General features: G+C 58.3%; 20 protein-coding genes, 1 tRNA gene and 1 other RNA gene. 10 read left to right on the top strand and 12 right to left on the bottom strand.

Annotated features, from left to right (window positions below):
- Positions 1 to 85: 85 nt before the first annotated feature.
- From AD948_RS06150 to AD948_RS06110, 9 genes are all read right to left on the bottom strand, one after another.
- Positions 86 to 904, bottom strand: coding sequence for an HNH endonuclease (locus AD948_RS06150; protein ID WP_061471134.1), 819 nt, complete (start codon positions 902 to 904; stop codon positions 86 to 88).
- Positions 905 to 949: 45 nt separating this feature from the next.
- Positions 950 to 3,733 (bottom strand): MobF family relaxase, encoded by a 2,784-nt coding sequence (gene mobF, locus AD948_RS06145; protein WP_061471133.1) that lies wholly within the window; start codon positions 3,731 to 3,733, stop codon positions 950 to 952.
- Entirely contained in the window at positions 3,733 to 5,628 is a 1,896-nt protein-coding gene (locus tag AD948_RS06140; protein ID WP_061471132.1) for a type IV secretion system DNA-binding domain-containing protein, read from the bottom strand. Before AD948_RS06140 ends, mobF begins: the two co-directional genes overlap by 1 nt.
- The gene (locus AD948_RS17610; RefSeq protein WP_248845937.1) at positions 5,625 to 5,990 is read right to left on the bottom strand and encodes a hypothetical protein; all 366 of its coding nucleotides are present in this window, start codon (positions 5,988 to 5,990) and stop codon (positions 5,625 to 5,627) included. The genes AD948_RS06140 and AD948_RS17610 overlap by 4 nt, the downstream gene beginning before the upstream one ends.
- 207 nt (positions 5,991 to 6,197) lie before the next feature.
- Positions 6,198 to 6,779 carry a hypothetical protein gene (locus AD948_RS18110; protein ID WP_156478959.1) on the bottom strand — a complete coding sequence of 194 codons (582 nt, stop codon included), beginning with the start codon at positions 6,777 to 6,779 and terminating at the stop codon, positions 6,198 to 6,200.
- Between the two features lie 107 nt (positions 6,780 to 6,886).
- Positions 6,887 to 7,093 carry a helix-turn-helix transcriptional regulator gene (locus AD948_RS06125; protein ID WP_061471129.1) on the bottom strand — a complete coding sequence of 69 codons (207 nt, stop codon included), beginning with the start codon at positions 7,091 to 7,093 and terminating at the stop codon, positions 6,887 to 6,889.
- A 136-nt stretch (positions 7,094 to 7,229) separates the two neighbouring features.
- Complete coding sequence (locus AD948_RS06120; RefSeq protein WP_156478958.1) at positions 7,230 to 8,429, bottom strand: MFS transporter; 1,200 nt, start codon at positions 8,427 to 8,429, stop codon at positions 7,230 to 7,232.
- Entirely contained in the window at positions 8,377 to 9,543 is a 1,167-nt protein-coding gene (locus AD948_RS06115; RefSeq protein ID WP_061471127.1) for a tyrosine-type recombinase/integrase, read from the bottom strand. The genes AD948_RS06120 and AD948_RS06115 overlap by 53 nt, the downstream gene beginning before the upstream one ends.
- 136 nt (positions 9,544 to 9,679) lie before the next feature.
- Positions 9,680 to 9,769: transfer RNA gene (locus AD948_RS06110), tRNA-Ser, on the bottom strand.
- A gap of 215 nt (positions 9,770 to 9,984) precedes the next feature.
- On the opposite strand from AD948_RS06110, the gene rplU reads away from it, so the two are divergent.
- The 4 genes from rplU to proB all read left to right on the top strand — a co-directional run bounded on the left by rplU (position 9,985) and on the right by proB (position 13,066).
- A complete protein-coding gene (gene rplU, locus AD948_RS06105; protein ID WP_006559166.1) occupies positions 9,985 to 10,299 on the top strand; it encodes a 50S ribosomal protein L21 in 315 nt (104 codons plus the stop codon).
- A gap of 48 nt (positions 10,300 to 10,347) precedes the next feature.
- A complete protein-coding gene (gene rpmA / locus AD948_RS06100) occupies positions 10,348 to 10,617 on the top strand; it encodes a 50S ribosomal protein L27 (protein ID WP_006559167.1) in 270 nt (89 codons plus the stop codon).
- 109 nt (positions 10,618 to 10,726) lie between these two features.
- Complete coding sequence (obgE, locus tag AD948_RS06095) at positions 10,727 to 11,749, top strand: GTPase ObgE (RefSeq protein WP_006559168.1); 1,023 nt, start codon at positions 10,727 to 10,729, stop codon at positions 11,747 to 11,749.
- A gap of 186 nt (positions 11,750 to 11,935) precedes the next feature.
- Positions 11,936 to 13,066 carry a glutamate 5-kinase gene (proB, locus tag AD948_RS06090; protein ID WP_061471126.1) on the top strand — a complete coding sequence of 377 codons (1,131 nt, stop codon included), beginning with the start codon at positions 11,936 to 11,938 and terminating at the stop codon, positions 13,064 to 13,066.
- Between the two features lie 40 nt (positions 13,067 to 13,106).
- Here the strand turns inward: proB and AD948_RS06085 are convergent, their stop codons facing one another.
- Together AD948_RS06085 and AD948_RS06080 are read right to left on the bottom strand one after the other, a co-directional pair.
- Positions 13,107 to 13,772 (bottom strand): hypothetical protein, encoded by a 666-nt coding sequence (locus AD948_RS06085; protein ID WP_058989068.1) that lies wholly within the window; start codon positions 13,770 to 13,772, stop codon positions 13,107 to 13,109.
- A gap of 86 nt (positions 13,773 to 13,858) precedes the next feature.
- Positions 13,859 to 14,131 carry a DUF2312 domain-containing protein gene (locus AD948_RS06080; RefSeq protein WP_006559171.1) on the bottom strand — a complete coding sequence of 91 codons (273 nt, stop codon included), beginning with the start codon at positions 14,129 to 14,131 and terminating at the stop codon, positions 13,859 to 13,861.
- 260 nt (positions 14,132 to 14,391) lie between these two features.
- Between AD948_RS06080 and zwf the strand changes: the two genes are divergently transcribed.
- Positions 14,392 to 15,864, top strand: a complete 1,473-nt coding sequence (gene zwf / locus AD948_RS06075) for a glucose-6-phosphate dehydrogenase (RefSeq protein WP_061471125.1) — start codon at positions 14,392 to 14,394, stop codon at positions 15,862 to 15,864.
- The gene (locus tag AD948_RS06070) at positions 15,861 to 16,310 is read left to right on the top strand and encodes a hypothetical protein (RefSeq protein WP_045542797.1); all 450 of its coding nucleotides are present in this window, start codon (positions 15,861 to 15,863) and stop codon (positions 16,308 to 16,310) included. The genes zwf and AD948_RS06070 overlap by 4 nt, the downstream gene beginning before the upstream one ends.
- 73 nt (positions 16,311 to 16,383) lie before the next feature.
- On the opposite strand, the gene AD948_RS06065 is transcribed toward AD948_RS06070, so the two are convergent.
- Positions 16,384 to 17,499 carry an alpha/beta hydrolase gene (locus AD948_RS06065; RefSeq protein ID WP_211264441.1) on the bottom strand — a complete coding sequence of 372 codons (1,116 nt, stop codon included), beginning with the start codon at positions 17,497 to 17,499 and terminating at the stop codon, positions 16,384 to 16,386.
- 77 nt (positions 17,500 to 17,576) lie between these two features.
- On the opposite strand from AD948_RS06065, the gene rnpB reads away from it, so the two are divergent.
- From rnpB to ftsL, 4 genes are all read left to right on the top strand, one after another.
- An RNA gene (gene rnpB / locus AD948_RS06060) (RNase P RNA component class A) lies at positions 17,577 to 17,989 on the top strand.
- Positions 17,990 to 18,301: 312 nt separating this feature from the next.
- A complete protein-coding gene (gene mraZ, locus AD948_RS06055) occupies positions 18,302 to 18,775 on the top strand; it encodes a division/cell wall cluster transcriptional repressor MraZ (protein ID WP_035380402.1) in 474 nt (157 codons plus the stop codon).
- The gene (gene rsmH, locus AD948_RS06050) at positions 18,772 to 19,788 is read left to right on the top strand and encodes a 16S rRNA (cytosine(1402)-N(4))-methyltransferase RsmH (protein ID WP_061471124.1); all 1,017 of its coding nucleotides are present in this window, start codon (positions 18,772 to 18,774) and stop codon (positions 19,786 to 19,788) included. Before mraZ ends, rsmH begins: the two co-directional genes overlap by 4 nt.
- Complete coding sequence (ftsL, locus tag AD948_RS06045; protein ID WP_061471123.1) at positions 19,785 to 20,771, top strand: cell division protein FtsL; 987 nt, start codon at positions 19,785 to 19,787, stop codon at positions 20,769 to 20,771. Before rsmH ends, ftsL begins: the two co-directional genes overlap by 4 nt.
- Positions 20,772 to 20,801 lie beyond the last annotated feature (30 nt).

The following is a 20,801-nucleotide window of genomic DNA, read 5'->3' as shown; positions in this document are numbered from 1 at the left end:
GCTCACGCCGTGGTGACAGACCTGCACACCGCACCAATCCCGCGCAGCGGGTTCGTTCTCCCCCCCCATTGCCGACAACATCCCGTCACTTTTCAAGCTGCTTTACTCGCTCGAGCAATTCGTTGTTCAAGGTTATCTGATCCTCTCCGAAATGCGCCCGACGGTGGCAGTTTGGGCAAACTGCAGCGACCGATGCTGGGTGATCCGGACCGCCATCACTCAGTTTGTGGATATGATGTGCTTCGAGATAGGGCTGCCCCGAGGACGTCAAAAACGGAGCTGGACTTCTGCAAGCTTCACATGCCCCAGCAGCACGCGCCAGAACGTAATCCCGTACTGCTTTGCTGCGAGCTCTTACGTTCGCCAACGCGATACGCGGGCTGGTCTCATTGGATCCAACAGCTGCTTGGAGCGCTCGCTCTCTCAGTTCTGCTAACGAAAGATCAATCGGAGCGCCCTCCGCAAGATCTTCAGCCTCGCTGGAAAGCCCGTTCTGAGGCACCAATGTAAAGACAATCGCCTGCCGTGGCTGACCGTCCATATCGGGCTGCTGCTCAATCTCCCAACCTCCGCAGACATAGAGTCCTTCAAACCGGACCGGGCCACCTTTCTTGGTCTGCTGAAACAACAGAAGATCTTTGCCGTTCTGCACATGATCGCGGATGGCTCGGTTTCCCGAGATCATCCGCATATCGCCAAGCTGGCCTTGCCCCGTATAGCGGAAACTCCCATCTGCTTCGAAAGCATCTTGGTAGCCAACATGGCCCGCGCCGTGCCCGGTAAAAATGAAGATCCCAGGCGCGTCAGCCGGCGTTGAAATGCCGCCCTGTTGCTGACCACCAAAACGCGCATGAATATCATTGCGACGATGATAGGATCGATGAAGTTCAAACGGCCAAAGCATATCCTAATTGGTTACATAAGATTGCAAGAGGCACAATACTGTTCCTCATAGGGCAAGACTGGCGGCTTGAGCCTTTTCTTGCGCTTTCTGTTTCCCGTCCTGCATGTCAGCTCCGCGTTCCTTAAGCGCGCGCGTCGCTATTCCTGCACGCTCCTGGAGTCCGACCTGCATTTTCGAGCGGTCATCCGTGTAAAGCACGCTTTCGACCTTCGCGCGTGAGAGGGCCACATAAAAGCTCTTTTGCTCCAAAAGATGCGTGGCCGAGCTCTCCGCATTGGCAAACACCCGCTCCGCTGTCCGCCCCTGAGCTGCAAAAGCAGTAGACACATAGGCATGCGAGAAATGCCTGTCTCGCGCGCTCTCCAAGTTCAATGTCTCAATCCGGTTGCCTTGGAGTTTGACGCGGGCAAGGCCTCGGTCTGGGTCGATTGTAATCACCTCCCCAAGCTGCCCATTCACGCGCTTTGCCGCTTTGTCGTTCCGCGTAAACTGAACGCGATCCCCCACGCGAAGCTCTAGCGCTTCCTCGCGATAGACTTGAGCTTGTGCCGCTCCCCATTGTCGAGGGTGCCAGGCAAGCTCTCGCCCACGCTCATCTTGAAGCGTGAGCACATTCTTGGCCTCATCCGCCTGGATGACCCGATAGGCGCCATGCCGCGAGACGCCTTTATCGGCGTAATCCTTCGCAAAGCGCACAATATCGCCGAGCTCATAACTCTCCGCTCGTTTGGCCTCTGCTTTGGTGAGGTCTTTGGACACAAATTTCGTCGCCTTAAGAACTTCAGCTCCAAGCTGACCACGTTCAATGAGCTTGTTTCGAATGTCCTGGGTCAAAGCATCCCGTCCTTCACGTGATGGCTCAATGACCAGCGTTTTCTGCCGTTCCTCGGGGCTGAGAGCGGCATAATCCTCGGCAATCTGCGCAAAACGGCCCTCACGATCAGCAATTGCCACGACACGTCCGCCGCCGCGATCCAGGGCCTCCAAGGCCTTCTTGGCATTCCCCTCTAAACTGGCTTCGACCGCCGCCTTCGTATGCTCATTGGTTTGACGCAGGATGCTCGTCAGCCTGGCCGTCTCCATGCCCGCCTCTTGAAGCTGCTCAAAGGCCGCTCCGGCCTCAATGGAGCCAAGCTGTTTGATATCTCCCACCAAGAGCACCCGCGCCCGATGGCTCTGCGCTGTGCTCAAGAGCTTCGCCATGTCTTTGGCTGAAACAAGAGACGCCTCATCGACAATCCAGAGCTGAGGCTGGGAGCTGGGGCGTCCTGGCGCCAGAAGATGTCGCGCCAAGGTATCGGCTCGACTGTCGAGCGCATCTCCCAGCACCTGCGCGGCTGAGGCGGTCGGGGCCAGGGCTGTGACGCGATAGCCTTGCGCTTCCGCACTCTTTGCAACCGTTGCCAAGACCGTCGATGTCTTGGCAGTGCCTGCGTAGCCTTGGAGTCCAACGATCTGATTGTTGCTCGTGAGGATCTGAGTGGTCGCGGCCCGCTGCTCTTCATTCCAGGTATGCCCTTTGAGGGCTGAGCGCTGCTCGACTTCAGCCACGGCTTTGCCAGCCTCAAGGGGTGAGAGGATGGGCGCCGCTTGGTGCCGTCCGTCCTCTTCAAGTCGCAAGAGCGTCATCTCATGGGCGATATTGGCCGCCGTCGTCATCCCCTCAAAGCTTGCCCCCCGATAATCGAGATAGGTCCGCCTTTCCAGGCCGCCAGCCGTCTCAGCCCGTGTGATCGCCTCGGCAATCTCGGCCTGACTGACCGCACCAATCGCAAAGCGTCCTGCCGCCTCATGCAGCGCAGTCGTGGCAAAGACAGAATTGCGCTCGCCCAGCATCGCCGCCCCTTGAGCAACAGCCTGATCCGCCAACAGCTCCCGGCCAAACGCGTTGGAACTCTTTTGAGCCGATTGCGCCGCCAGGCGCCCCTGAGCCTCTGCCACAAGCTGGCGGCGCTTTTCCTCCGTCAGTCCCGCTGAATCGGCGGCCTCTCTCCAAGCCTGCACGAGTTCAGCCTGGGGCACGGCTTCTTTGGCTTGGCGGGTATCCAGCGCGATCGTCTGTTTTTCGGCTGCACTGGCCTGAGCACGGGACTTTCCACGTTCCGCCAGTTGCGCCTCGATCGCCTGCGCTCTTTGGCTAAATGCCTCCAAGCTCTCAGAAGAGAGACCGGCAATCTCAAAGCTTGAATCTTTGCCTTTGGTGATCCCGTAGCCCAGCTCTGTCACCTCATGCGCCAATTCCTGGCGATAAAGCGCGCCAAGCTGCTTTTGGAGTTGATAAAGGGCCCGTGGTTCCAAGCTCCGCCATTGACCGTCTTGGCCCTGCGTCATGTTCAAAATGACGTTGTGACTGTGGAGCTGCGGATCGAGCGCGCGGCTGGTCCCGTGCCGGAAGCTTGCAATCACAAGATTCTGCGTCATCTCACGGCGAACCTCTCCATCCTCCCGGATGCGGGTTGCCGCCAAATGCTGCTCGGCAAGGGCAAGGGTGCGCTGGACCGCTGCCTCATGGGCTTCGATGAGACGACGATCGCCCGCAACTTCCGCCATGACCGATACGGACTTTGGCGCACTCAACGTGAGATCCCACCCTGGGCGATGGCTCCATTCTCCATCGCGATGTGTGCCCAGACGCTGATCTTTTGTGATCTGTCCATGAAGGAGGCGTGTAAACGCCTCCTGATCGACTTCTCCAGAGAGGCCCAGCTCAGCCGCACCTTTTCCCAGCCAGATAGACGGCGCAGTGCCATCCTCAGAATAATAGTCATCGGCCTCGTAATAGGCGCTGGCTTGTGCCGCATTGGTCAGTCCGGAGACGGTCGCCACCATCAGACAGGCCCCCGATCACGCGTGGGCTTGGGTGGAATGGCTGATGTCGGTTTTTGCGTCGTCTTGGATGGCGTTTTCTCACGGGCGGCGTCATCACGCACAGCATTCTGTCTGTCTTTTTTGCCCCAGAATGTTTTGGCTGGGTCGATTGCCTCAAAAGCTGCGGCTTTTGGAGCGCCACGGGCCGCAATGTGGTCTGTGCTGAGCGTGATCTGCGCCACGGGCAGACCATCAGGAAGGAGCAGATAGCCGCGCCCTGGAGAGAGGCGGAGCTGGCTCTCCATCACAGCAGGCCGGACCTCACGCCGAGAACTCACGGTGATCTGGGGCTTGCGGGTCTTGGCGTCCATCACGCCCGAGACGGTCTGGATCTCAACCTCGACCTTGCCGATCGTGGCAGAGGCGCGCTCTCGGCTTTCTGTATCTGAAAGCTGAAGAAACAGCTTCGTGTTGCAGTTGCCCAAAATGGCTTGGGCATCTTGCTCGCCATAACGGCTGCGCATCTGACCGATGGTCTGAAAAGTCAGGATGATCGCAGCCCCGAACTGTCGCCCTTGGGGCAAGAGGCGCGTCATATTGTCAACGCGTGGAAGATCAGGGAACTCGTCGAGTACAAACCACAAGCGCCGCGTGTTTGAGGGCTGCAGCGCCAAAGTCGCCGAGGCCGCACATTCGAGCCAAAGCGCCATGAGCGGTTTGACCGCTTCAAAATAGTCCTCCTTGCGCGGCACAAAGACCCAAGGGGCGCGTGTTCTGCCTTTGTGCTTGTCCAGGCCACCGAAGAACGATGCAAAGGAGAAGCTTGTCGTACCCGGTTCCGGCTCAGCCCGCAGGAACATCAGCAGATTGACCGCCTTGGCGAGCATGAAGAGCACGCTGGCTGTGGCGCGTTCTGCATCCTGGGCAAAAGTGCGCGCTGAGGAGGTATGGGCCAGCCATCGGCCCAGTTCCTCGCTCGTCATATATTGGAGCGCTTCAATCAGTGCGGTCGGTGTTCCCCGTTGTTCCTCCCAAAGCTGGCGCAAGATATTGGCGACCAGGATGCGCGCCGTCTCCAACCAGACATCCCGATCCCGGTCTCCGGTTTCGTTGATCAGGTAACGTGCCAGCCGCGCTGCATCCGCCGGATGCTGAATCTCGTCGAAGAGATTCCAATAGACCCCACGTGCGTCAAAGGGGCTGAGAATGATGTCGCCCCGCACGGGGTTATAATACTGAGCGACGAAACTGCCGGAGATGTCATAGACAATCGCAGGCTCGCCACGGGCTTCAATGCCATCAAGCATCTGGCGCATGGCTGTGGTTTTGCCGGACCCCGTCGAGCCATCCAGCTCAAAATGGCGGGTTTCAAAACCGCGCGGGATCGGCACTGATCCGATGAAGAGTGGTGCAGGGTCGTCGGGGTTGGCCGTGGCCTGGGCGAGCGTCTGGGCTGAGACCAGTTGCGTTCCGCTGATATAGCGGTCTGCCAGCTCAGCAGCGGCTTTGCGCTGTCGTTTGTCCTTGGTCAGCCAAAGACCCACAATCGCGGCACCTGCACCCAAGATCAGGCCGAGTGCAACGCGCTCCATTAGGCCAACCATACGCCCCAGGAGCCAAGGCTCACTCAAAACCTCTTGCGCGCCGGTGTCGTAGGTTTTGCCCTCAATACTCACGCGCATCGGAACGTCTCTGCCCGTCATCGTCATGACGGGGCGTTGCGCCTCTGCGTAGAGAAAGGGGGCTGCCAGGCGCAGTGTCTCCCGTTGTGTCGTGGCAAGACCGGCCAGCAGGCCAGTTACGAGGGCCACGAACAGGATGATGAGCAGAGCCTGGCGGGCGCGGGCGCCGCTCTCGGCGCGTCGAAGGGCGCGCAAAGCTTGAGCATGAGCGCGTTGGTCAAGATCATTGCTCATGAGGCGTCTCCGGCATGAGAAAGCTGGCGCTGAAAAGCCGCCGTGATGTCATCACTGAGTTGGGTGTCATCGACACGGGCCGGAGTTGCGGCGCGGGCATAGACATAGGCAGCGCACGCCACATAGAGCGTGCGTTCTGTGAGGCGCTCGACATGGGCAAGGCGCGCGCTGAGGGTTCCAAGCTCTCGCGCGATCTCGTTGAGGAGTGAGGTTTGGCCGCGCTCTTCGATTGCGCTCGCGAGTCCGCTGCGAACGCAGAGCTGTAAGAGTGCATAAGGAGTCAGCTCGCGAGCTGCCGCGTGCTTGCGTAGAGCCTGATCGAGCGCCCTTGGCAGGCGCAGAGTGTGCTGGACCGTGCTCATGGCTGCACCTGCCCGTGTAGGCCATCCGCACTCTCGGAAAATCTAGGCGTTCCAAGGTGTCGACCAGAACCGCCGGATGTGTAGGCGGATCGCACGCGCTGAAAAGCGCAGCCCCAAGCCGCAGGCCAGTGCGTGGGGTGTGTTCTTCTTTCTGTGGCCCGAGACGAAGTCTCGGGTCGATCGAACGGGAGAGAGACAGGCTGTCGTTTAGACATGCTGACCTCCCTTGGATGAGGAGGTCGAACGGCGCTGTTTCCGCGTTTTAGGCGACGCAAACCGTGTCTCTAATGAGTCTGGATGAAACACGGACGCCGTGTCGTCAAGGAGCGCGTCGAGATCGACTGTTGGACCCGGTGGATGGAGGGGCTCAGGGGCTGGCTCGCGCTCGTGGTAATCCGCGACCCAATCGGCGATCGTGTTTTCGATGGCGATCTGGATCTGTTGGTCCAGGTCGTAAGCGTCTTCTGGCGGGAGGCGAACATCGAAGCCGGGTGTCTGAATAATCGCCCCTGTTGGGCGGTAGGCTTTGCCATGCTTCAGCAACGGGCCGGAGATAACGCAGGTCGATGTGGAGCCATGATAATACTCCAGAGGGGGTACGTCATAGCGAAACCAGTGCGACGTGGCGCACCGGTAGCTCTCGCCGATTTTGTCATCAGTGATGAGCTTCTCAATGATGGGGCCAACCCCCCGAAGAATACGGGCAGGCGCTTTGACCGAGAGGGTCTGATCAGAGGCGGGCGATAGCCAGGACTGAAGGCGTGCAAAAGCACTCAGGAACACGGGCATGCGAGATCCTTTTCGCGTTCGAGGACGCAAAGTCATGGGAAGGGTGAGAATGTTCGGGAGGTCTGGGGCGGCGCGGCGTTTAACGACGCAGGCGCTGCCTCAGACCGCTAGCCGTAGGATTGGGTCGGGAGGCTCTTGAGCCAGTGCTCAATGTCGCCAGAGCGCCATCGGACGCGCCCTCCGCCGACCATGATCGGTAGCGGAATCTGGGAGCGCTTCATCAGACGATAAATGCTCGATCGGCTGCGGTAGCCCGTCATGCGGAGCACATCATCGATCGTGAGGAGGAAAGCATCGGGTCCGGATTTATGCATCGTGGTCCATCCTGTTTCGTTTGGAACGATGCCGACCCTATGAAGTGAAATCGGCGCTGTGTGAATTTAACCTTCCACCAGCAAGCCAAAATAAAGGTTAAATTATAACCAGTTGATTTTTAAGGCTATTTTTTAATTATTTTATCTCGTTAAAACTGTTGAATTCAAAAATCCCGTCATAAATCCAACCATAGCCTTTCCCGTTATGCACAAAGCCTTTTACCCAATCGGTCGACGGGGAGTCTGTGGTCAGGCCCACTTCATTGATGCGGTTTTCATCTTTGGCTTTTTCCAGTGCAGTTACACATTCGGCAATAAGGCGCTTGCCGGTGCTTTCGACATTCCCCGTAGTTTTTGCGACCTCATGACAGGTTTGAAAGATGATCAGCCACTTCTCACTGTTTTCACCCGGCCACTGGTGTGATCTTTTTAATTTGCGCTCTAATTGGAGATCTTGAAGGAATTCGAGCAGATCCTTGAATTGCGTAGGAAAGATAGACCGAAACTCCTCAAGCAGCCTGCCTTCTCTCGTAACACTATGGCTGCCTTGAATTACTTCCGCGGTATAGGCGGCGGGTGGTTCTCTCGGCGTATCTGTATCGCTGGGAGTTCCGTGACCTTCGCGTGCTGCGTCCTCAAGAGCAATTTCAGTCGTCTCCTGTCTGCCGCTTTGGACGTGTATCGAAGCAATATCTGGTCTATCTGTGGGATGTTGACCGCTAGGTATTTTGCGAACACAGATATCCCCAGCAAGCTTAGGTTTAAATAAACACCAAAGCTCATGCCGTCGCTCTCTCACATCTGCTCCCCCGACAAGAAGCATGCGCCAAGGGCTATCCAGCAGGTACGAGGGCATCTGCTTTCCACCAATCGAAGCCTCCCATGAGCCATTTCTCAAGTCATCGAAAAGGCTTTCGATGACAGGGGGGATATTCCGATGTTCTGATAGTAGGCGCTTAGAAAGTGGAGAAAAATATTGCGCAACTCTTCCGAAATTAAAAGAAATAATGGCCATAATTAAAATGGAAAATATAGCAATCACAAAATATGTAGAAGAAATATTTTTAAATCTATTTTCCGTTAAGTGATCAATATATGCAAAAATAGAAAAAAACAAAACAAATCCTAAACAAATAGATACAGTAATATATTTAGATTTTAATTTCGTTATTTCTTTTAGCGTTTTCTTTGTGTAAGTTCTTACAATCTTTTTCCCAGAAACAATGTCTCCCTGACCTACTCGTCTTGCAGCCTCGTTGTAGATATCATCTTCTTGATACTGATTATGCATGGTCAGCATTTTCCGCTGTACCTGAGGCATAATCACCCCAAGCATTCATCATGACGCGCCGTTTTTCTAACAAGTTTCCCCGGCGATAAGCGGCCTCAACTTTGTTTCCGATCGCATGAGCCAAGGCCATTTCGGCGATATCGCCATCAAAGGTGGTTTCTTCTGCGACCCAGTCCCGGAACGACGATCGGAAACCATGTGGAACGGCTTCAATTTTGGCGTCTCGACAAATTTTAGTCAGCGTCATGTCCGACAGCGGCTTCGCTCCTCGCTGCCCTGGAAAGACTAGAGGACTCCGTGCCTCCCGATAGGTCGCAGCTTTCTGCAAAAGCGCGAGTACGGACGGTGAGAGAGGGATGACATGCTCCCTGCCAGCCTTCATACGCTCAGCCGGAATCGTCCAGAGAGCATTCTCGAAGTCAATTTCATCCCACGTTGCACCCCTGACCTCGCCAGAGCGTGTCGCCGTGAGGATCAGGACCGACAGGGCTAAGCGACCGATTGAGTCGCCGCCTTGGAGATAAGACAGAAATTGCGGCACTTCCACATAGGGCAACGCTGCATGGTGAACGGGCTTGGATTTAATTCTCGGGAGAGATTTGTCCATTGCCGCGAGGGGCAATGGTAAGGTTCGGTAACCTTTGCCAATAGCCCAATCGACCACGCTGCCGATGCGCTGACGAACCCGGCGCGCTGTTTCGGGCTTTTCTAACCAGATGGGGGCGACAACATCGCGCGCATGGTGTCCGTCGAGCTCCGAGATGGAGAGGTCACCAATGATGGGGAACGCATAGCGCTCTAACGTGGACAACCACTGAGCGCGGTGCTTCTGATTTTTCCAGCTCGCCTTGTTCTCTGCAAAGACCAGAGAAACGGCCTCGCGAAATGTGGGAATGCCTGCCTCTTTACGGCGCTCTGAGACGGGATCAATTCCGACCTCGACCTGCATTCGCGTTTTAACGGCACGCTCTCTTGCGAGGGCCAAGGGTACCTTCTTGACGCTGCCTAAGCCGATATCTCGCCTCTTGCCGTTCTTTTGGACGCGACAAACCCAGGATTTACTCCCCGAGGGAGTCACAACGAGATAGAGGCCATCACCATCACCATAGCGTCCAGGCTCTTTGGTGGCTTTTACAGAGGTCGCTGATAACCGGCCCATCTATTCCCACACTCCATACCACGCGAGCAGTGGGATACAGTGCAATTTGATGAGTTGGGATGCAACACGAAATGAGAGGACATCCGCAGAAATCCGCCATTTGTGATATTAATTAAAACTGTATTGTAAGGGTGATTGGCGGAGAGGGAGGGATTCGAACCCTCGGTACGATTGCTCGCACAACGGTTTTCGAGACCGCCCCGTTCGACCGCTCCGGCACCTCTCCGTGAAGCTGGCTTATAAGCGGGCTTGAATGCGCGTGCAAGCGGGATGCTGTGCATGTTTTTGTTGACGGAGGCCACAGCAAACCTTTAAAAGGCCGCACCACTCCCCACAGAGGGAGGCATGCCGCCTGTGCGGCACAAGAACAAAAAGCGTCCAGACCACTCGCCTGCATACTGCCGCGGGAGGTTGAGAGATCGGAAAGAGAGACCGTTTATTATGTTCGCAGTTATCCGCACCGGCGGCAAGCAGTATCGGGTTGAGCCCAACATGGTGCTCAAGGTTGAAAAACTGGAAACCGAAGCTGGCGCAACCATCACGTTTGATGAGGTTCTTGCCGTAGGTGGCGAAGGCACCACCACCATTGGCGCCCCCACCGTAGCTGGCGCAAAGGTGACGGCAACCGTCATCGCTCAGGACCGCCTCAAGAAGGTCATCATCTTCAAGAAGCGCCGCCGGCAGAACAGCCGCCGCAAGAATGGTCACCGTCAGCCGGTTACCGTTCTGCGCATTCAAGAGATCAACGCCGCCTGAATCCCGCATCAGGGTTCAAGAGCAGGCAAGACCAGGAGGACTTAGGTCATGGCACAAAAGAAAGCTGGCGGTTCATCCCGCAACGGGCGCGATAGCGCCGGACGCCGCCTTGGCGTCAAGAAATTTGGTGGCGAACAGGTTGTTGCCGGTAACATCATCATCCGCCAGCGCGGCACGAAGATGAAGCCGGGCGCAAACGTTGGTGTCGGTCGTGACCACACCATCTTCGCTCTGATTGATGGCAGCGTTCGTTTTGAACGTCGCGCTGAAGGCCGCGTGCACGTTTCTGTTGATGCGCTGCCGGCTGCTGCTGAATAAGCATCAAGCCCCCCTGCTGCGCGTTATACCCGTGGCCGGAATGGCGAAAGGGGCCGGTCCTCAGGATCGGCCCCTTTTCCTGTTTTGGCACTGAAAGTACCCTTACCCCATGAAGTTTCTTGATCAGGCAAAAATCTATGTCCGTTCGGGCGATGGTGGAGACGGCGTAACCGCCTTCCGCCGGGAGAAGTACATTGAGTTCGGCGGACCGGACGGTGGAAATGGTGGCCGCGGTGGCGACATCATTTTTGAAGCCGTGCCCAACCTGAACACCCTGATCGACTTCCGCTACACCCAGCATTTTCGCGCCCGCAAAGGCGGAAACGGTGCAGGGTCAGACCGCACGGGGGCCGCAGCACAGCCCGTTATCATCAAGGTGCCCATCGGCACCCAGATCATGGATGATGACCGTGAGACTCTGCTGGCTGACCTGGATGAGGCTGGCAAGCGCGTAACCCTGTGCCGTGGCGGAGATGGCGGGTTTGGGAACGCCAACTTCAAGACCAGCACCAATCGCGCCCCTCGCCGCTCGGACAAAGGCTGGCCGGGTGAGGAACGCTGGGTATGGCTGCGCCTGAAGCTGATTGCGGATGTGGGCCTTGTGGGCATGCCCAATGCTGGCAAATCCACCTTCCTGTCTGTTGTCTCCGCCGCCCGCCCGAAAATTGCGGATTATCCCTTTACCACCCTGCACCCGCAACTTGGGGTTGTTCGTCTCTCCATGACGGAAGAATTCGTGGTCGCGGATATTCCGGGGCTAATTGAAGGCGCGCATGAAGGCACAGGCCTTGGAGACCGCTTTCTGGGTCATGTGGAACGCTGCGCCGTGCTGCTGCACCTGATTGACGGCGCTGCGGGCAATGTTGTGGATGCGTGGCGCACCATTCGCCATGAACTGACGGAATATGGCGGCGGTCTGGCTGAAAAGCCGGAAATTATTGCGCTGAACAAGAATGATGCCATGACCCCGCAGGAAGCTTCAGCACGCCGCCGGGCGCTGGAAAAAGCCAGTGGCGCACCCGTCATGCTGATTTCTGCCGCCTCCCGCCAAGGGGTGCCGGAACTGCTGCGGACCATTCAGGACCGTGTCACGCTTATTCGTCGGGAAGAAGCGGAAAACGCCTCCTCCTGACGGCCCCAGACCAATGCCTGAAAGCCGGCACAAGAACACGGGAAGAGGATAAGGCATCGCACAACCGTTTCACCCCCGCCTTGGGGGTGTAAACGGACATATTCCGGCCCTGTGGATACTCGCAGCGGGCGGGATATGCTTTAACCCTCTCCGGTAAAGGCCACACTGCCAGTAACGGATTCTTCCATGACCGGACGCCCCACTCCCCCTTCCCTCTCTTCCGCGCGGCGGCTTGTTGTCAAAATTGGCAGCGCGCTGGTGGTGGATGCGGAAAACGCCGCCCCTCGGCAGGCGTGGCTGGCCAGCGTTGCGGAAGATATCGCCCTGCTGAGAAAACAGGGAACGGATGTTACGGTTGTCTCCTCCGGCGCGATTGCGTTGGCCCGCCACACACTGGGGCTAACTAACGGACCACTGCGTCTTGCAGAAAAACAGGCTGCCGCAGCAGTCGGTCAAATCAGTCTGGCGCAGGCCTGGAGCCATGCTCTTTCTGCGCAGGGTTTAACAGCCGCCCAGCTTCTGCTGACGCCCGAAGATACGGAAGACCGCAAGCGCTACCTGAACGCTCGTGCCACACTGGAAACCCTGCTGGGCCTCGGGTGTGTACCCGTCATCAACGAAAACGATACCATTGCCACGGCTGAAATCCGCTTTGGAGACAATGATCGTTTGGCCGCTCGCGTGGCGCAGATGACGGATGCCGACCAGCTTGTTCTGCTCTCTGACATTGATGGACTTTATACAGCGGACCCCCGCACAGACCCCACCGCCTCCCATCTGCCAGTGATTGAAACACTGACGCCTGATATTGAAGCCATGGGGGGCGAACCACCGCCCGGCTATTCTTCGGGCGGAATGCGCACCAAACTGCTGGCAGCCAGCATTGCCACACGGTCAGGCTGCGCAATGGCCATTGCGTTGGGCAAGACACACCACCCCTTGCGCGCGTTGCTTGAAGGAGCCCGCTGCTCCTGGTTCCTGCCGCAGACCTGTAGCCAGACAGCCCGCAAACAATGGATTGCAGGAAGCCTGACCCCGGCTGGCGAGATCATGATTGACCTGGGCGCGGCAGACGCCCTGAACCATGGCGGCTCCCTGCTGCCTGCCGGTGTGAAAGGCGTGAAGGGAGACTTTACGCAAGGCGATCTGGTTGTAGTGATTGACGAGAGCGGGCGCATTCTGGCCCGTGGCCTGACATCCTACGATGCGGATGACGCCCGGCGGATTGCGGGCCACCGCTCATCGGAACTGGCAGGCATTCTTGGCTGGCAGGGCCGTGACGAGATCATTCATCGTGATGATCTGGTGATGGTCTGAAACCCCGGCATAAAGCGCCGGGGAATTTTTTAAAGCCACCCTATTCCTGAATGGAAGGCCTGCCCGGCGGCCAGTTCAGCATCGGTTCCGTGCGGCCTGTTTCAGGGTCATGACGTCTGGGTGTGTGAAGATCTTCCCGCTCACGAGAGAAATCTGGCCGATAGGGCGGCTGGTTGGCATCTGGTGCCAGATCACGCCGCCGGATATGCGCCTGCGGTTCTGCACGCCCTTCTTCCCGCTCAGACACAGGTTCGTGCCAAGGCATCCGGCGCGTGGACAGAGGAGAGGAACGTTCCGAGGCAACGTGCGGTGCAGGAGGCGCATCCTGCCGCGGTTCATAGGCGTCTGAGACGCGCGGCGCACGCAGCGGCCCCAGAACCGGTGGTGACGGCGGCCCCGCAGGCCGCACAGGTTCGGGAGGACGCACTTCTTCCACCACAGCCTGTCCGGGAGGTTGGGGCCGGTCATACATATCCCGTGACAGACGGCCTGTTTCCACACCCTGCACAGATGCCAGACGCAGGGAAATGGCCCGCACATCTGCATGCAGTTCCTGCACAAGCAGTTCAAGCTCCGCCAGACGCCCTTTTACACCAAACACGGCAAAGGGCATCATGAGGAAGCCGAGGCCAAACACAATCCCCACCGCCATGAGCACAAGCTGCGCCCAGAGTGGCATCCAGTCAGGAAAAGACAGTGACATCATAAACAGCAGACCCCACGCGCCATTTTTCCGCACGTTTCCCTAGCAATTTCCGTCAGGAAATACGCCATCAGGAGCCGTGCAGCCCGTTACATGCCCAATGCACGACGATAGATATCAAGCAGGGTTTCCTGCTCCTCAATTTCTGCGGGCTCCTGCTTGCGCAGACGGATGATCTGTTTGATCACCTTTACATCAAACCCGGCGGACTTGGCTTCTGTAAAGATATCCTTGATATCTCCGGCCAATGCCTTGCGTTCTTCTTCCAGACGCTCAACCCGTTCAATAATGCTACGCAGCCGGTCTGCGGCAATGCCACCTACAGCGGCGTCTTCCCCACCGGAAAAACCTTCGTTATCCATGCGTCAGTCCCCCTGTTTGCTTGCCATGCTCAGGCCATCAGGCGTGCAGCCACGCTGCCCGCACGACCTGTGCACCAAAGCGGCGGGCTTATCGCGCGCGGGGCCTGCGGTCAATTGCCTTGACAGCCGGAAGCCTTGCAGACAAACCCTGCCCCTTGCTCGCCTCCCCTTCGGGCTCGTAACAACGACAGTGTGCATCACCACTTCTGTTCCCGGCGTTTATAAGGGAACCCCACGCATCCTGCGGGAGTAAAAAATTCATGGCGCATGTCAATCTGATTGACCCCTTTGACTTCATAATTTTCGGCGCCACGGGCGATCTGACAATGCGCAAGCTGCTGCCTGCGTTCCTGCGCCGCTTCCATGCCGGAGAGTTCACACAGGATGCCCGCATCATCTGCATTGCGCGCTCCGCCCACACGCCGGACAAATTCCGCCAGCAGGTGCGGCAGGCTCTAAAGGAATTTGCACCAGATACGGCAAAAGACACCACTGTTCTTGACCGTTTTCTGGGCAGTGTGACGTATGTAGCGCTGGACGCCACCAAGCCTGACAGCAACTGGGATGAACTGAAAGACGCCCTGAAGGATCAGGCCAGAACGCGGGTTTATTATCTGGCGACCGCCCCGGCCCTGTATGCGCCCCTGTGTGCAGCACTGGCCGAGCATAAGCTGATTACACGCGCCACCCGTGTGGTGCTGGAAAAGCCGATCGGCGTGAGCCTGAAAACCGCCACCCAGATCAATGATGGCGTGGGCCGCTTCTTTCCTGAAGAGTCCATTTACCGAATTGACCATTATCTGGGAAAGGAAGGGGTGCAGAATCTGCTGGCCCTGCGCTTTGCCAACCCGGCACTGGAAAAACTGTGGAGTTCAGATGCCATAGCCCATGTGCAGATTACGGCGGCTGAAACCGTCGGCGTTGGCTCCCGCGGTGCGTATTATGACGAATCCGGCGCCATGCGGGATATGGTGCAGAACCACCTGCTTCAGGTGCTGTGCATGTTGGCCATGGATGATCCGGCCTCCCTCAGCGCGGATGATCTGCGCAACGAGAAGCTGAAAGTGCTGAATGCCCTGCGCCCCATGACCCCGGACATGGTGCGCCAGAACGTTATCCGCGGCCAGTACACTGCGGGCCGCATTGAGAACAAGGATGTGCCCGGCTACGCGGAAGATCTGGGACATGACCGCGCGACCAACACGGAAACCTTTGTGGCCATCCGCACCAAGATCCGCACCTCCCGCTGGGGCAACACGCCCTTCTACCTGCGCACGGGCAAGCGGATGGCAGCCAAAACCACCGAGATCGTGCTTCAGTTCCGCCCTCAGGTCTGGCCCATTTTCACCAACACCCCCTCCCCGGGCCGGTTGGTGATCCGCATTGCGCCGGATGAAGGCCTCTCGCTGGTGCTTGCCTCCAAGGACCCGGGGGCCGGTGGCTTCAGAGTGCGAAATGCAGCGCTGAACATCTCCTACGAAAACCAGTTCACCATGGAATATCAGGATTCCTATGAACGGTTGCTGCTGGATGCCGTGCGCGGCAACCCCGCCCTGTTTATTCGCCGTGATGAAGTTGAAGCCTCATGGCGATGGGTGGAACCCATTCTGTCCTCATGGCGGCAGGGACTTTCCCCGCTGGAACCTTACCCGGCCGGAAGCTGGGGCCCGGCCTCCACCCGCGCCCTTCTGGCGCGTGATGGAGCCATGTGGCATGAGGACATGCTGACATGACCGACAAACCCAAACCCTCCGTTCCCCCGCGTGGGCCACTGAAGAAACGCAGCCTGCGCCAGCACATTGTGCGGCGTCTGGCTCTGGTTCTGCCCATTACGGTGCTGATGATTGTGCTGGCCAAGAGCGGCATGATTGACACCCTGACAGACCGCTACACCTTCCGGCCCGAAAGCTGGTTTGATGATAGCGCCCTTGTGCGCCACCTGCGTGTGGTGGTGACCCATAACGGTATGTCTCATGATCGGCCGGACTGCCTGCTGTTTGTGGTGAACGGGAATGACCCGCCCAATGCCTCCCGCATTGATGTGATGCAGAAACATTCCGGCACATGCCCCGGCCCCAAGGGCGATCTGCCCAAACTGTTCACGTTACAAGTGGACCGCATGAACCGGATCATTCAGTCTGACCAAGGCTCACCGGGCACGTTCCATCCTCTTCCATAAAAGGGTCATGGAAGCATCCCGAGAATAAAGTCTGATAACGGAAGGCGCGCTTACCCCGCCTTCCGTTTTCTGTTTATGGGGTAAAGGCCTTGCGTAAGGCGCGGCCGCCCCGTCTGAGCGCGAACTTACCGGGCGGCATCAGGGAATAGAAATTCAGAAACCCATGCACAGCGCCACGGCAACACAGATACTGTACGGGCACACCTGCCGCAGTTAGCGCCCGTGCATACGCCGCCCCCTCATCCCGCATGGGGTCACATTCCGCTGTGATAATCATGGCGGGGGCCAGACCGTGCAGGTCAGGCTGATGGCCGGGCACAAAACGCGGAGAGGTCCAGTCCTCCTCCCGCGCGATGTACTGATCTCCATACCATTCCATGGAGCGACGGGAGAGAAAATAGCCTTCCGCATACAGATCATGGGACGGAAACGTTTCCGCTCCGTATAGGGATGGGTAATACAGCAGTTGCAAGGCTGGCTGGGGGCAACGACCCGCTTTTGCATCCTGCGCCACCACTGCGGCCAGATTTCCACCCGCGCTATCTCCGGCAACGGCCACCTTGCCGCCCCAGTATTGACGGGAAAGATCTGCCAGCCATCGGTATGCCGCCAGCGCATCATCCGCTGCGGCGGGATAGGGATGCTCCGGTGCCAGACGATAATCAGGCATCAGCACCGCCGCGCCAGAACTGCGCGCGAGACGACAGCATATGCCGTGATGGGAGTTCAGCCCACAATGCACAAACCCGCCGCCATGAAGATACAGCACGGCACCCCGCACCCGCCCATGGGGAATATAAAGCCGTGCAGGCATAAGGCCCGCAGCACCGGGCACGGAGAGGGCATACACCTTGCGTAAAGGCACGGAAGAAAGGCGGGTGGGGAAGGAAGGCGTATCCATGGCTTGCCGCAATGCCTTGAGAAAGGCCTCCTGTGCCTGCTCCTGCGTGTGTTCCACAGCTTCTTCCGGCACGGGTAACGGGTCTGGCGTGGTTGCCTCGGCTTCTGAATGTTTACGCCGCCGTTGCGCTTGCCATCTGATCCACCACAGCAACAAACGCGCTGATAACGCAGGCCGTACTGGCGTTGTCTCTGCGTGCAAAAAGCCTGACGGGTCCACCATGAAACGCTGCTTCTCCTTTTTATGCTCTTTAAGAGCGCACCATGCCAGCAGATACAAAGCTGTCACATCCTGTTCATAAAGGGCAATGGTGCAGCGTGTGTTTTCGCTTGACCTGGTCCGGCTCTGGCAGCAGGGTGCGCACGCCAGACGGCTGGACGGTCGCTGCCTTGCTTTGCAAGGGGGAGGAAAGTCCGGGCTCCACGGAAGAACGGTGCCGGTTAACGACCGGCGAGGGTGACCTTAGGGAAAGTGCCACAGAAAACAGACCGCCTTCCGGGTTCTGCCCCGTGGGAAACCGTGGGACAGCACTGAAGGTAAGGGTGAAACGGTGCGGTAAGAGCGCACCGCTCCTCCGGTAACGGAGGAGGCACGGTAAACCCCACCGGGAGCAAGACCGAATAGGAGCGGCAGAAACCCGCAAGGGTTTCAGGGGTTCTTTCGCCCCGTCGCTCGGGTTGGTTGCGTGAGGCCCGCTGCAAGGCGGGTCCCAGAGGAATGACCGTCCACGCCCCTTTTTGGGGCCGGACAGAACCCGGCTTACAGGCCGTCTGGCATCTTCCATTTTTCTGCCCCAAAGCATGGGCTTTCATGGGTGTTCTGACACGTTCCTCCCCAAAAAAAGAACATTTGAAGAACAAATAGTGTCAATCTCTTGTTCGGTTTTGCAGTATTGGCCATCTACCGCTGCTAAACAGTTCTAGGACAATACTTTGCAAACCGCAGTTTTCTGCTGTTTTTTCTGTTGTTTTAATTTGCTTCCCATAAAATCCCATGCTATCCCAAACCACACCATGAAAGTGGTGGAGGCGGCACCGTTCCCCGCTGTTCTGTGAACGGAAAGGTCTGACTCGGAAGGATTTCGTCTCTCGTGAGTGTGTTCCTCGGCACGCATGAAAATCGATTCGACGCCAAGGGGCGTGTTTCGATTCCGGCCGGGTTCCGCTCAGTCCTGAAGGCCCAGCATACTGAAGGCGACTCTCTGGTGATTCTCCGGCCATCGCACACCATGCCCTGCATTGAAGCCTGGCCCGCCGCCGCGTTTGCCCGCCTGACTCAACCGCTTGACCGGCTGGACATGTTTTCTGACGAACACGACGATCTGGCCGCAGCCCTGTATGCGGATGCCTACCCCATGGACCCGGACCGCGAAGGCCGTATCATTCTGCCTGATTTCCTGCGTGAACATGCCGGGCTGACAGAAGCCGCCAATGCCGCCTTCATGGGTGTTGGACGCACTTTTCAGATCTGGGAACCCGAAGCCGCCAAGCAGCGCCGTGCAGAAGCCCGCCTGCGCTCCCGCCGCGTAAGCATTCCCGCCGCTCGAGATGGCGAGGCATCATGAACGCTCTGCCTCTATCCCTCCCCACCTCTGTCTCCAACGGCCACATTCCCGTCATGCTGACGGAAGTGCTGGAAGCCCTGAAACCAGCTGATGGCAACGCCATTCTGGACTGCACCTTTGGCGGCGGCGGGTACACAACCGCCATTCTGAACGCAGCCGACTGCACCGTATGGGCTATTGACCGTGATCCGGACGCCATTGTGCGCGGCAACATTCTGGCAAAAGCCTTTGCCGAAGCCTCTGGCAAGCCGCGCCTGCATATGCTGCACGGCAGCTTTGGCACCATGCGGGATTTGACGCAGCAGGCAGAAGCTCCCGCTTTTGATGGCATTGTGCTGGATCTGGGCGTGTCTTCCTTCCAGTTGGATGAAGCCGAACGCGGCTTTTCCTTCAAGCAGGATGGCCCGCTGGATATGCGCATGGCCCGCACTGGGCGCACGGCGGCGGATGTGGTCAATACCGCAAGTGAAGCCGAACTGGCTGACATTTTTCATTTCTATGGTGAGGAACGACACGCCCGCCGCGTGGCGCGCGCCATTGTGGCGGACCGTGTTGAAACCCCCTTCACCACCACGGCGCAACTGGCGGGGCTGATCCGCCGGGTTGTGCCGTCTGACCGCTCTGGCATTGATTCCGCCACCCGTTCCTTTCAGGGCCTGCGCATTGCCGTGAATGATGAGCTTGGCGAAATTGAACGCGGGCTGGAGCAGGCGCTTTATCTGCTGGCACCCGGCGGCAGACTTGTTGTTGTGTCCTTCCATTCTCTGGAAGACCGCATTGCAAAACGTGTTCTGGGCAATGCCACAGGCAAGAGCCAGAGCTTCTCCCGCTATGACCCGCGTGCAGCCATGACAAAGGCAGATGATGCCCCCTTTGTTGCGCTGACCGGCAAACCCGTTCGCCCGGGTGATGCAGAATGTTCCGCCAACCCACGTGCCCGCAGCGCACGCCTGCGTGCCGTTGCAAAGCGCCCTACTGATGTTTCCTTCTCAGGCAAAGGACTGAATCCATGATCCCCCGGCCTTTTACTTGCTGCTGCGCTGTCCTGGCCATTGCATCGGGATTCTTTCTGTACACCAAGAAACATCAGACAACGGTTCTGGATCAGCAGATTTCCAAAATCGTGTCTGACACGGAGCGCATGCGGTCCCAGACCGCCATGCTGCGCACGGAATGGGCGCTGGAAAACCAGCCTGAACGCCTGACCCGTCTGGCCGAGCACCATCTGGCAAGCCTTCACCCCATGGACCCATCACAGTTCGTGCGCATGGCGGATCTGGACAAGCACCTGCCCTCCACCGGGCGTGGTCCGGCAGAAGATCCGCGGGCTGGGCTGGTCTCTGCCACGCTGGCTTCTGCTGACTCTGTTGCAGCACCTGCCCTTACGGCTCCGGTTGTGCATGCGCCTGCCGTGGCTACGGCGGATGCCAAGCCTGTAGCGCGTCATGACCGCAATGATGACGATACAGCAGAAACGCCTCGCGCCCCTACCCTTGTGGCTGATGCTACTCCTGCCCATGCACGGCCGCCCATTCGCGCCGTTATCCGGCATGATGTAGCACCCCACATGCTGGATGAAGACACCAGTGATGCACCGGCTCGTACGGTAGCCGCCGTTACGCGGCCTGCCCCCGTGCGCCACGCCCCCACCGTTCTGGCTGAAACCAGCCGTCCGGCCGCGCCGGTGGCTCAGCCTGTTACAACTGTGGCCAGTGTTGCGCCGGCGGCACAACCCGCTATACACCGCACGGCCCCCGCTGTTGCCCATGTAGCGGCTCTGACCTCGCGCCCTGCGCCGCAGGAGAACGAGACCGAACAGCAGGTTCGCCATCCGCTGCCGGTTACGGTGGCAAGCTGGCACGCCACGCGCACGCGGCGCACCGCAGCGCCTGCCGCTGGCTATGTTGAAGCGCGGGCCAATTCCTCCTACAGCAGTGGCTCACTGCTGGAGCGCGGGGGAGATGCCCTGCCGCCGCCGGTGCCGCTCACCAACTAATTTTTGTCTCTTGTCTGAAAGTGTCTATCC

The organism is Acetobacter senegalensis (assembly GCF_001580995.1).
Lineage (GTDB): Bacteria > Pseudomonadota > Alphaproteobacteria > Acetobacterales > Acetobacteraceae > Acetobacter > Acetobacter senegalensis.
The sequence above is the reverse complement of the archived record's forward strand: the minus strand, read 5'-3'. Positions and strand labels throughout refer to the sequence as shown.

Excerpts from the sequence above, each read along its gene's own strand:
- AD948_RS18110 (WP_156478959.1), bottom strand. The coding sequence starts at position 6,779 with ATGCCCGTGTTCCTGAGTGCTTTTGCACGCCTTCAGTCCTGGCTATCG.
- AD948_RS06150 (WP_061471134.1), bottom strand. The coding sequence starts at position 904 with ATGCTTTGGCCGTTTGAACTTCATCGATCCTATCATCGTCGCAATGAT.
- proB (WP_061471126.1), top strand. The coding sequence starts at position 11,936 with ATGACCGGACGCCCCACTCCCCCTTCCCTCTCTTCCGCGCGGCGGCTT.
- rplU (WP_006559166.1), top strand. The coding sequence starts at position 9,985 with ATGTTCGCAGTTATCCGCACCGGCGGCAAGCAGTATCGGGTTGAGCCC.
- zwf (WP_061471125.1), top strand. The coding sequence starts at position 14,392 with ATGGCGCATGTCAATCTGATTGACCCCTTTGACTTCATAATTTTCGGC.
- AD948_RS17610 (WP_248845937.1), bottom strand. The coding sequence starts at position 5,990 with ATGAGCACGGTCCAGCACACTCTGCGCCTGCCAAGGGCGCTCGATCAG.
- AD948_RS06125 (WP_061471129.1), bottom strand. The coding sequence starts at position 7,093 with ATGCATAAATCCGGACCCGATGCTTTCCTCCTCACGATCGATGATGTG.
- AD948_RS06120 (WP_156478958.1), bottom strand. The coding sequence starts at position 8,429 with ATGCTTGGGGTGATTATGCCTCAGGTACAGCGGAAAATGCTGACCATG.
- obgE (WP_006559168.1), top strand. The coding sequence starts at position 10,727 with ATGAAGTTTCTTGATCAGGCAAAAATCTATGTCCGTTCGGGCGATGGT.
- AD948_RS06085 (WP_058989068.1), bottom strand. The coding sequence starts at position 13,772 with ATGATGTCACTGTCTTTTCCTGACTGGATGCCACTCTGGGCGCAGCTT.
- AD948_RS06070 (WP_045542797.1), top strand. The coding sequence starts at position 15,861 with ATGACCGACAAACCCAAACCCTCCGTTCCCCCGCGTGGGCCACTGAAG.
- mobF (WP_061471133.1), bottom strand. The coding sequence starts at position 3,733 with ATGGTGGCGACCGTCTCCGGACTGACCAATGCGGCACAAGCCAGCGCC.
- AD948_RS06115 (WP_061471127.1), bottom strand. The coding sequence starts at position 9,543 with ATGGGCCGGTTATCAGCGACCTCTGTAAAAGCCACCAAAGAGCCTGGA.
- rsmH (WP_061471124.1), top strand. The coding sequence starts at position 18,772 with ATGAACGCTCTGCCTCTATCCCTCCCCACCTCTGTCTCCAACGGCCAC.
- rpmA (WP_006559167.1), top strand. The coding sequence starts at position 10,348 with ATGGCACAAAAGAAAGCTGGCGGTTCATCCCGCAACGGGCGCGATAGC.
- AD948_RS06080 (WP_006559171.1), bottom strand. The coding sequence starts at position 14,131 with ATGGATAACGAAGGTTTTTCCGGTGGGGAAGACGCCGCTGTAGGTGGC.
- ftsL (WP_061471123.1), top strand. The coding sequence starts at position 19,785 with ATGATCCCCCGGCCTTTTACTTGCTGCTGCGCTGTCCTGGCCATTGCA.
- AD948_RS06140 (WP_061471132.1), bottom strand. The coding sequence starts at position 5,628 with ATGAGCAATGATCTTGACCAACGCGCTCATGCTCAAGCTTTGCGCGCC.